Raw genomic sequence first — 9,146 nt, 5'->3', positions numbered from 1 at the left:
GTACCAGGCTGTTGATTCGAACTTTAAGGCCATTGTAGACTTTCATGATACAATCAAAAACGCCAAAAATGGGCTGTCATCGGCATTTTCAAAGGAAGGGTTGCTGATCACTTCCCGGTTTGTACGCAGCAGTATCTGTAGGTCTGCGGTTCAGTTCCATTCAGGGTGCGCAATGCCAACAAGCCGATTGCATCGCTCGGAGCGATCTTTAGTGCGTGGATGCCACAAACGGCGGCCGATTACGACGCACGGGTGAAAGCTGTGGCTACACTACCATCGCCTCGCTAATCGAAACCCACAAGCTCAATGCTGTCGATACGTTTACGTATCTGACCGCCATACTCGCCTCCATCGTCAACGGTCACAGGCAGAGTCGCATCGATGAGCTTTTGCCGTGGAATTATTCGGGACGAACAAACGGCTGAAGTCTGCTGTCGGCCCTAGGGGGGCATGATCGGGAAGTGCGCCAATTGCTACAAACCGAGCGAGTGCGTCAGCTTCCGAAGCAGGCCGTCGAGCTGATTTACCTCGTCAGTAGTCAATGCTGTCAGGACAATTTGGCGTTGCGCTGCGACATGATCGACGATGGCCTGTTCTATCCGTTTTAAACCTTCTTGCGTCAGACACACGATGGCTTTGCGGGCGTCGTTTGGATCGTTCTCCCGTCGCACAAGACCTGCTTTTTCCAACTGATCGATCCGGTTCGTCATTGTTCCCGACGTGATCATCATCGAGGCCAAGAGGTCGCCCGCCGATAGCTCGTAGGGCGAGCCTGAGCGCCGCAGAGCCGATAATACATCGAAACCAGCCATGTTTAAGCCATGGGTGGTGAACGTCCGCTCCGCAACGGCTTGCATCTGCTTTGTCGCGCGTGACAGCCGCCCGATCAGGCCCATCGTGCTCATGTCCAAATCGGGGCGCGCTACGCGCCACTGTCCGATAACTTTATCGACTTGATCCATAATTTCTTGTCCGCTCTCGTTTCGTCTCAGCAGCATGACAATGCCAACATAATTATCTCGACGTCAAGCCTCTTGACATCAAGATAAATCAGATGCAGATTTATCTCGACTTCAAGATTCTTGACGTCAAACAAAATACCGGAATGCTTCGGGATTGCCCGTGGACCCTAAACAATAGCAACCCAACAGAGGAATTTATGCATGCCTGACCTGTTTTCTGCCCTCCGAGTAGGGTCCTATACACTCACCAACCGTCTAGCCATGGCTCCCATGACCCGCAGCCGCGCCTTGGCTGACGGCACGCCAACGCCTCTCGTGGCCGAGTATTATGCCCAGCGAGCCGGCGTCGGCTTAATCCTGACCGAGGCCACCCAGCCCTCTGACATTGGGCAAGGAAACGTCAACACGCCCGGCATCTATACCGCGGCACATGTAGAAGGTTGGAAGCAGGTCACTTCGGCGGTCCACGCCAAGGGCGGCCGTCTGTTCATTCAGATCATGCATGTCGGTCGGATGTCGCATCCCGACAACGTGGTTGGCAATCTGCAAGCCGTCGCGCCGTCGGCCATTGCGCCCAAACTGCAACTGCACACCCCGAATGGCATGAAGGATGTGCCCGCGCCACGCGAGATGACGCCGCAGGAGATCAAGCAGACCGTTGCAGATTATCGTCATGCAGCGCGTTGCGCGATCGAAGCCGGAGCTGATGGTGTGGAGGTCCATGGCGCGAATGGTTACCTCATCCAGCAGTTTTTCGCTCCCAATGCCAACACCCGCACCGATGCCTATGGTGGCTCGATCGAAAATCGTGCTCGACTTGCCATTGAGATTGTCGCCGCTGTGATTGAAGAAATCGGCGCAGAGCGCACGGGCTTTCGCGTCTCGCCCGGTGGCCTTCTCGGCGATCTCGATGAAAGCATTGAAGGTCCGGCGCTGTATCGCTACCTGGTTGGTGAATTGGACAAACTTGGCCTTGCCTTCTTGGACGTGATGCACTGGGGCAATGAAAAACTGCTCTCCGATCTACGCAAGCTCTGGCACCAGGTCCTGATCCTGAACCGTCCGGGTCGGCAGCGTGAGCAGATTGGCGCTGATGTGGCCGCAGGACTGGCTGACATGGAATCCTATGGCTCGATGACGCTGGCCAACCCTGACTTTGCGCACCGCGTTCGCGCCCATGCACCGTTCAATGAGCCGGACAAGGCGACATTCTTCGGTGGTGGTGCACAGGGCTACACCGATTACCCGACCATGGGGGCGTCCGAAGAAATTTTATCAACAATCACCAGAAAGGCTTCGTGATGAACATCGTCGTTGCATCGTTTTTCTGGGCGCTCGCCATCTTCTTCCTTTATGGAGCCCTCAACAACTTTCTGGCTCGCGAAAATCTCCGCGAGACCTACCGCCGCTGGGGCTACCCGGATGGTTTTCACTACGTGACGGCCGCCTTGGAATTCATCGCAGCCATCCTGCTCGCCATTCCGGGCACTCGTATATTCGGGGCAGGTCTGGCATCCATTGTTATGGTCGCAGCAATCGCGACGCTCTTGAGGGCTGGACTGCGCAAACAGGCTTTAACGCCTGGAGTGGTGCTGGCATTCTCTGGCCTGGGCGTCGCAATGGCATACAGCACGATTTCGAGCTGACAGTCACGATCCGCTTTCTCTGATTTTAACAAACGAACGCAGCCCACCGCATATCAACTTAGGAGAACCCAAAATGAGCATATCTAGAAAGATTGTCGTTATAGGCGGCACAGGGCTTGTCGGCTCCAAGGTCGTTACCATCCTTCTCGACGCCGGTCACGTGGCCGTCGCCGCAAGCCCTCGAAATGGCATCGATGCTTTCACCGGAGACGGCCTTGAGGCTGCCGTGGCTGATGCTGACGCCGTTATCGATGTCTCGAACATGATGTCCTTCGACGAACCCGTCATCCGGAACTTTTTCGAAACCTCGACACGGCATTTGACGACTGCCGAAAAGTCTGCCGGCGTCCGCCACCACGTCGTTTTGTCCATCGTTGGAACTGACCGTCTTTCTGCTAACCCATACATGAGCGGCAAGCAGGCTCAGGAAGATGCGGTCAAAGCCTCGGGTCAGGACTACACAATCCTCAGGGCTACGCAGTTCTACGAGTTTATGGAAACCTTGGCTGGCGCGTATGACAAGGACGGCGCGGTTGTCGTGCCCAATGTGCAGTTTCAGCCAATCGCTGCTGACGACGTGGCGGCTACACTGGTTCGTGTCGCACTTGGTGAACCTCATAACAGCATCATCGATCTCGCCGGCCCGGATCGCGCGTCCTTCGCGTCGCTGATGAATTCTTATCTCAAGGCGAAGGGCGATACCCGGTCGGTCAGGTCAGAAACCGGGATCGGATACTTTGGTGCCGCAATAAACGAGACCTCGCTCGTTCCTGCCGGTGATGCAATCCAAGGCAAGCTTACGCTTGCCGATTTCCTTCAAAGTGAAGCCAACTCGAAACAGACGGAGACTGTGCAATGAAGACCATTCTTTCTACCTTACTAGCTGTTGCTCTGCCGTTTTCAGCAGCTTTTGCCCATGACCTCGCAAAAGGAGACCTCGCCTACGAATCGAAGGGCACCAAAGTGACATTGGTCTACGACCATGCGCTTCCAAACGTTCCTGGCAAGAGCGTCAAGGGCGTCCTTGTCGAGTACGAGCCTGGCGGGTACAATGCAGCGCATACACATGCGGAGTCGGCGCTTATCTACGCCACGGTGCTTGAAGGCGCGGTCCTGAGCGGGCTCAATGGAAGCGAAGTCAGAACTTTCACGAAGGGGCAGAACTTCACAGAGCTTCCAGGCGATTTGCATGACGTCAGCGCGAATGCAAGCAAGACGGAGCCAGCCAAACTTTTGGCGGTTTTCGTCGTTGATACCGATGATACTGCCCTGACAACTGCTAGAAAACCCTGAACGGGTTCGTAGCGTGCCGCCATTGGGTGCGCTACTTGCCACGTTCCTCATGCGCGCGATAGCTAAAGGCGTACGGGATGGCCTTTGGCACGCGCTTCCTTCCATCCCGAGGAGTAGGTAGGTGCAATGTCAATGTCCGCTTCTCGCGCATTCTTGACATCTCAGTCACAGCGGGAGTGTCCGAAACGCCCAACACGCTGGGTCAATGTGCGGGGAAAACAACGCTCTGATGTCCGTTGTCAATGCTTTGCGCGCGAGGAAACTATCGTCCCGGAGAAACGGCTGCTCATGATGATGATCGCGCATGGGTGGAGGCGGAACTCAAGGACGTCGGTGATCAAGCTCTGATGCGCGGGTTGGCTACCGCATTCCCGATTATGCGTCCGGGGCTATTCCGATCTTACTGCGGGCGTCGGTCGAATGCAGGCCACAAAGCGTCTGACGGGTATTCCCTGCCGTTGTTCCGCCCCCGCCCATGCGCGAGTGCAAGTTCGAGGCGGCGATCTACGATCCGATCGACTGCGCTTCCCTTGCAACGGCCCACATGAAGCCACTCGGCTCGCGGGCAATGGCGGTACAAACCACCGTCGTTCGCTTTCCTCGCCTGGTCAACGTTCGATAACAAGCCGTCTACCGGCTCTGAGCCTTCCATGCTATCTCCCGCACTTTCGGCGGCGCTTGCTCCATACGGTACAGCTTCCTCGCACCAACCTTCGTCGGATGACGATATGTCCAGGCGCTCTCGACCAGGATGTGCCGAACACGCCCGTTGTCTGCCTTGGTGATGGAGCCCCGCCTGACTGTCTCACCCGTTGATCGCTCACCAGGAACCAAGCCGAGATAGCCCATCAATTGTCGGGGGCTTTTAAATCGGGTCACGTCGCCGACTTCCGTCGCGAAGGTGACGGTGACGAACAAATCGACCCCTCGTAACGTCTGTAGAGTTCGAACGACGGGCGCGAGAGACCAAGTGGGGATAAACTCCTCAATCACCTTCCCCAATCGTTCGAAGCGCTCCTTCGAGAGGCGCACCGCCTCGACCATTTCCTGCAAAGCGATCTGATGCGCGGGATAATCGAACTGCTGTCCTGCAGCCAGCACAGATATAGCATCGCCTGGATAGATGCGACTATCCTTGGTGCCGGACAGCGACAGGTGTTCCGGACGAACGCCGATTTTGACTGATTGTTCGCGCGCCAGCCGTGTTTTTGCGGCAACGACGCCCTCGACCAGACCTCTCAGTATGTTCATCGAAGGCGAACCGATGAAACCTGCGACGAAAAGATTGGAGCGTCATGCCCATTGTAGGGAAGCGCTTCACAATCGATTTCTTGAAGAAGTTTCAACACGAGAAATGCAAGTAATTGCGGATGAGGCTCAGCTGTCTGGCTGGGTTCTTAAGGAAGTGCGACGGGCAATCGACGCCCTGGTAAAAGAACGTGCGCGCCTCGCGGGCACTGACACGTGCGAATATAGGGCAGTTAAACTTCGTTAAACTGTGACGGTTTCAGGCTTTTCTTTCAATCTGTCCGTCTTTCATTTTGAAAATGCCGTCTTGTCCGCCCTGCGCATTGAAATCGCGCTCAAGCTCGGCCCAGCGTCCAATAAACTGATTTGCAGGTGCTGCAAAATATAGGGCTGTCGCCTGTTACCGTCGCTGGAATCGTCAGGTAAATCGTACCGCAATCCTTGCAGTCTAGCTTGTGGTCGAGTCTTTCCATTTCTCCATCGCCTCAGTGAAGTAGAGCCCACTTTCGCTAGAGATATCATTATCGCAATGTGAAGGAACGTCGCGTGCGCGTGCGACATCAATCAAGCTCATCTCCCGGCTCATTGCCAGCGAACTCAATGTGCTCGTACAATGCACTCCGCTGTCAAAGAACGTCATGATACACCGCGCCAGCCGGTCACGTTGCAAGGATGGATTTTTTCCAATTTGCTGAATTGCGAGTTCATAGGCTTTCGCCATTCCATCCCAGTCAAGGGATGAATATTTATTGGTGTAGACCTGTCTACGGAAAGGCATGACCGTGCTCCTCCCACTAGGCGGAGAGCACGTAAAATCTCTCAAACATCGACCGCCAGCTCAATGCGCAGTCTCGATGGTGCAATTAGTTTACGCTTTCATTCAGAAGAGTCTAGCCTATGTCTGATAGGGAACCTAACCCATTGCTTGGGGTTCACTGACAAATCCTGAAGGTGCGTCGTGGCTGACAATATTCTAAAGCCAAGTGGGACGAGCATATTCTCCGCCGAGAAATGCTCAAACCAATTTTACGGCAGCAATTCGACGGAAATGCTTCTCGTGCCGACCGACGAAAAATTCTTGGATTTGTTAAGTCGGTTGGAGCAAGCCGAAAAGGAGCGCAGTGATTACTCAGCCCGGTTTTCCAGCTGCTCTAGGCCCCGCGCTTTCCGGAGAAGCTCGCGCCCAGTCTGGGAGGAACGGGCTCAGTCCGATCAAGGTTGCGCCAGTTTCCTAGTGCCAAGCCATTCGCGCATTTCCTTTATCTCCTGCTTCTGAGCTTCAATGATCTCCCCAGCAAGATGGTGATTTTGAGGGTCTTTGCCAAACCTAAGTACGATCTCCGACATGTCGATGGCGGCCTGATGATGAGGGATCATACCCAGCACGAATGCGGCGTCGGGATCGGCATTGCCTATACCGGTGATCATCGGCCCATGCATTTTATCCATGGCTGCCCGATAGGCGATACCTGCATCCTGTGACACGTCCGGCACTGAGTCGCCATGACCGGAAGCCCCGTGGGGATTCTCGACATTTGGCGCGTGTGTGAGCCGGCGGTTGGCTGCAAGATCGACATTTCCAGCAGGGCCGTAAAAGGCAGCATGCAACCCCCAATATCCGCAGACGAAAACGATGAGGGCCGCTGCGAGACCGGCGGGTACCCCTGCAAGTTTGCGTTTCAGAGTTGGAAGGAAGTGCACCTCTCGGGTGTGATCGGCGGCGATGGCGACGATGATTGCCATGATCAGTGCGTGTCCGATGAGGTCGATGCGGCCAAAAGGGTAGACCGCTGCATTGAATATGACGAACAAGGCGATGGCTGACAGACGCCGGACCAGTGGGGTCCATAGCAATCCGAATCCCATCGTGAACTCAGCCACACCCGCCATCGGAATGAACACGTCCCGCGGAAGCCCGAATGTGAGGAACGGCTTTTCGACGACCAGTGGATAGAACCAGTCAGGGTAGGCGAACTTCTCTAGGCTCGACCACATCAAGGCGATCGCCACGCCCCACCGCAACGCCTGGAACCGGTGCTTGCGCCATTCCGGGTTTGAGGACGATTCAAGAACCAGATAGGCCGCAACACCGACGCCCAGTGCAAGGTAATCGAGCAGGTGAAAAACATCATAGTCACGCAGTGCCAGAAGCCACAGCCCGATGATCCCCGCCGCAGCGAAAGGCTGCGTCCTGCGCGAAAAGATCAAACCTGCGATCAGCAACTGCGCCCAGGACACTAGTTCCGAGGGCGTTTTCAGATCCGGCGTCAGGTATACGCCACCGACAGCGAAAATGGCGATAAAGAAAGCACCGATCACAACCCTGACGAAATCGTCAAGACGCGTCCACAACGGATCAGAGAGCCGGTCAAGTCCAAGCAGAATATTTTCGCCTGCCTTGGACTTTTCGAGCGCACGCGTCGCCACGAAGAATGCAACGACAAGAACGATGCCCGTCCAGAACCAGACATTGCTCAAAGTAAGGCCAATGGACTGGGGAGGGGCGCCGACAATATAAGGGGCGAACCATTTGACGTGGGCTTGCGCGGGAACAGCGATGAAAAGTGCGACGAGGGCGGCCGGAAACGCGATAACGGGGCCAGTGTGGCGGGCGGTGCTCTTTGCATAAGCAGTCATACTAGGCTCCGGTGGTCCGTCGACCATGGTTGAACATGAGATTCTGTATCGTTGTGAATGAGGGAAAAACGAAAGGAACGTTACTCTTGCCTTGCAACCGAGACTGAATGCCTTGGACCAAGTTGGAGAGCGTTCGGCCCAATATTGAGTCCGATCTGTAGACTATCAGCGATCCGGTTTGCGCGGACGATGAAGAGTTCGGCGACGGATCCCGTGCAAATATCGTCGACCGTTTTCTCGAAGAGATTCAGCCAATGCAGAAAATGCTCAGGTTCGAGTCCTAGATGCTGGTGCACGCTGTGCGGGTTGCCACTGTACCGGCCCGTGCGCATCGCCACAGACGACCAGAAGTCCACCATCTTGGCGAGATGAACTTCCCACCGGCCGGCCAAACGGTCTTCAAAAATTGGCCCAATAAGACGGTCGTCGCGAACGCGTCGGTAGAACTCATGTACAAGACGCTCAACGAGCATTTCGGTAACGGTATCTGTGCGTTCGGCATCTGACATGTTGGCAGTTCCCCAATAGTCCTTTTCTTATTCTGAAAAAGAGGTATTGTAAATGCATGATTTGGAGAGAGACGTGCGATTAACTGCCCATACAGACTATGGATTGAGAGTTCTGATGGCGCTGGCCGCTATCAACGATCGGCTTGTGACGATCGAGGAGCTTTCTGTCAGGCACAGGGTGTCACGCAATCACTTGATGAAAGTGGCACAGACTCTCGTCAAGCTGGGACTGGTGAGAAGTGTGCGCGGCAGGCGCGGCGGCCTGACCCTCGCCAAGCGCCCGGCAGATATACGTATGGGAAGCGTTGTGCGAGCGTTGGAAGTCGATATGGAACTTGTCTCGTGTTTGGGCGATCAATTCGACAGTTGTGTGTTCAGTGGCATCTGTCGCCTGACCGGAGCTTTGCGCGGTGCGTTGGAAAGCTTTTTCGCAGAGCTCGACCGGCTTACCCTTGCTGATCTTGCCTCCAGTCCACAAAATCTAAGGGAGAGATTGGCAGTGCCAGTGTGACTGGGCATGGCCGCAATGACTGCACGCAGGCACATAAGGCGGCGAACTGCGAGGAATAGAAGCGATAAAGATTCTAATTGATCACGGGGCGGATCTATCCATCCGCACGCGCATCGATGATCATGCAACACCACTCGAAGAAGCGCGTCTGCTAGGGCGCACTGCCATTGTCCGCTTTCTGGAGGGGCTGAGTTGCACGGCTGAGCTCCAATCGAAAACCGGGCAGTCCCCGAACGAATAGTTTCGGTCGCGCGCACTTAAATGATGGCTGGTTCGGAGGAGCTAATCCAAGTGTATCATTGCCGGCTTGTAGGATTCATTCAGCGCCCTGCCAGTGATC

General features: G+C 55.3%; 9 protein-coding genes and 2 pseudogenes. 6 read left to right on the top strand and 5 right to left on the bottom strand.

Going from position 1 to position 9,146, the window contains the following annotated elements; translation table 11 throughout:
- Positions 1–266: 266 nt before the first annotated feature.
- A pseudogene (locus AC6CHM_RS22400) lies at positions 267–425 on the top strand (transposase domain-containing protein); the annotation flags it as partial.
- Between the two features lie 48 nt (positions 426–473).
- On the opposite strand, the gene AC6CHM_RS22395 reads toward AC6CHM_RS22400, so the two are convergent.
- Positions 474–962: a MarR family winged helix-turn-helix transcriptional regulator gene (locus AC6CHM_RS22395; RefSeq protein ID WP_498175037.1), complete on the bottom strand. Its 489-nt coding sequence runs from the start codon at positions 960–962 to the stop codon at positions 474–476.
- Between the two features lie 201 nt (positions 963–1,163).
- Between AC6CHM_RS22395 and AC6CHM_RS22390 the strand changes: the two genes are divergently transcribed.
- From AC6CHM_RS22390 to AC6CHM_RS22375, 4 genes are all read left to right on the top strand, one after another.
- The gene (locus tag AC6CHM_RS22390) at positions 1,164–2,264 is read left to right on the top strand and encodes an alkene reductase (protein WP_498175035.1); all 1,101 of its coding nucleotides are present in this window, start codon (positions 1,164–1,166) and stop codon (positions 2,262–2,264) included.
- Positions 2,264–2,608 carry a DoxX family protein gene (locus AC6CHM_RS22385; protein ID WP_498175032.1) on the top strand — a complete coding sequence of 115 codons (345 nt, stop codon included), beginning with the start codon at positions 2,264–2,266 and terminating at the stop codon, positions 2,606–2,608. The genes AC6CHM_RS22390 and AC6CHM_RS22385 overlap by 1 nt, the downstream gene beginning before the upstream one ends.
- A gap of 73 nt (positions 2,609–2,681) precedes the next feature.
- Positions 2,682–3,467, top strand: a complete 786-nt coding sequence (locus AC6CHM_RS22380) for an SDR family oxidoreductase (RefSeq protein ID WP_498175030.1) — start codon at positions 2,682–2,684, stop codon at positions 3,465–3,467.
- Entirely contained in the window at positions 3,464–3,901 is a 438-nt protein-coding gene (locus tag AC6CHM_RS22375) for a cupin domain-containing protein (protein WP_498175028.1), read from the top strand. The genes AC6CHM_RS22380 and AC6CHM_RS22375 overlap by 4 nt, the downstream gene beginning before the upstream one ends.
- A gap of 504 nt (positions 3,902–4,405) precedes the next feature.
- On the opposite strand, the pseudogene AC6CHM_RS22370 reads toward AC6CHM_RS22375, so the two are convergent.
- From AC6CHM_RS22370 to AC6CHM_RS22355, 4 genes and pseudogenes are all read right to left on the bottom strand, one after another.
- Positions 4,406–5,013 (bottom strand): annotated as a pseudogene (locus tag AC6CHM_RS22370) (transposase); the annotation flags it as partial.
- A 584-nt stretch (positions 5,014–5,597) separates the two neighbouring features.
- Positions 5,598–5,927 (bottom strand): hypothetical protein, encoded by a 330-nt coding sequence (locus tag AC6CHM_RS22365; protein ID WP_498175026.1) that lies wholly within the window; start codon positions 5,925–5,927, stop codon positions 5,598–5,600.
- Between the two features lie 434 nt (positions 5,928–6,361).
- A complete protein-coding gene (gene copM, locus AC6CHM_RS22360) occupies positions 6,362–7,786 on the bottom strand; it encodes a CopM family metallochaperone (protein WP_498175024.1) in 1,425 nt (474 codons plus the stop codon).
- Between the two features lie 80 nt (positions 7,787–7,866).
- Complete coding sequence (locus tag AC6CHM_RS22355; protein WP_498175022.1) at positions 7,867–8,295, bottom strand: group III truncated hemoglobin; 429 nt, start codon at positions 8,293–8,295, stop codon at positions 7,867–7,869.
- A gap of 73 nt (positions 8,296–8,368) precedes the next feature.
- Between AC6CHM_RS22355 and AC6CHM_RS22350 the strand changes: the two genes are divergently transcribed.
- Positions 8,369–8,806: an RrF2 family transcriptional regulator gene (locus AC6CHM_RS22350; protein ID WP_498175020.1), complete on the top strand. Its 438-nt coding sequence runs from the start codon at positions 8,369–8,371 to the stop codon at positions 8,804–8,806.
- Positions 8,807–9,146 lie beyond the last annotated feature (340 nt).

Source organism: Phyllobacterium sp. GQ127 (assembly GCF_059758635.1).
Note: the sequence above shows the minus strand (reverse complement) of the source record. Positions and strands in the feature narration are given on the sequence as shown.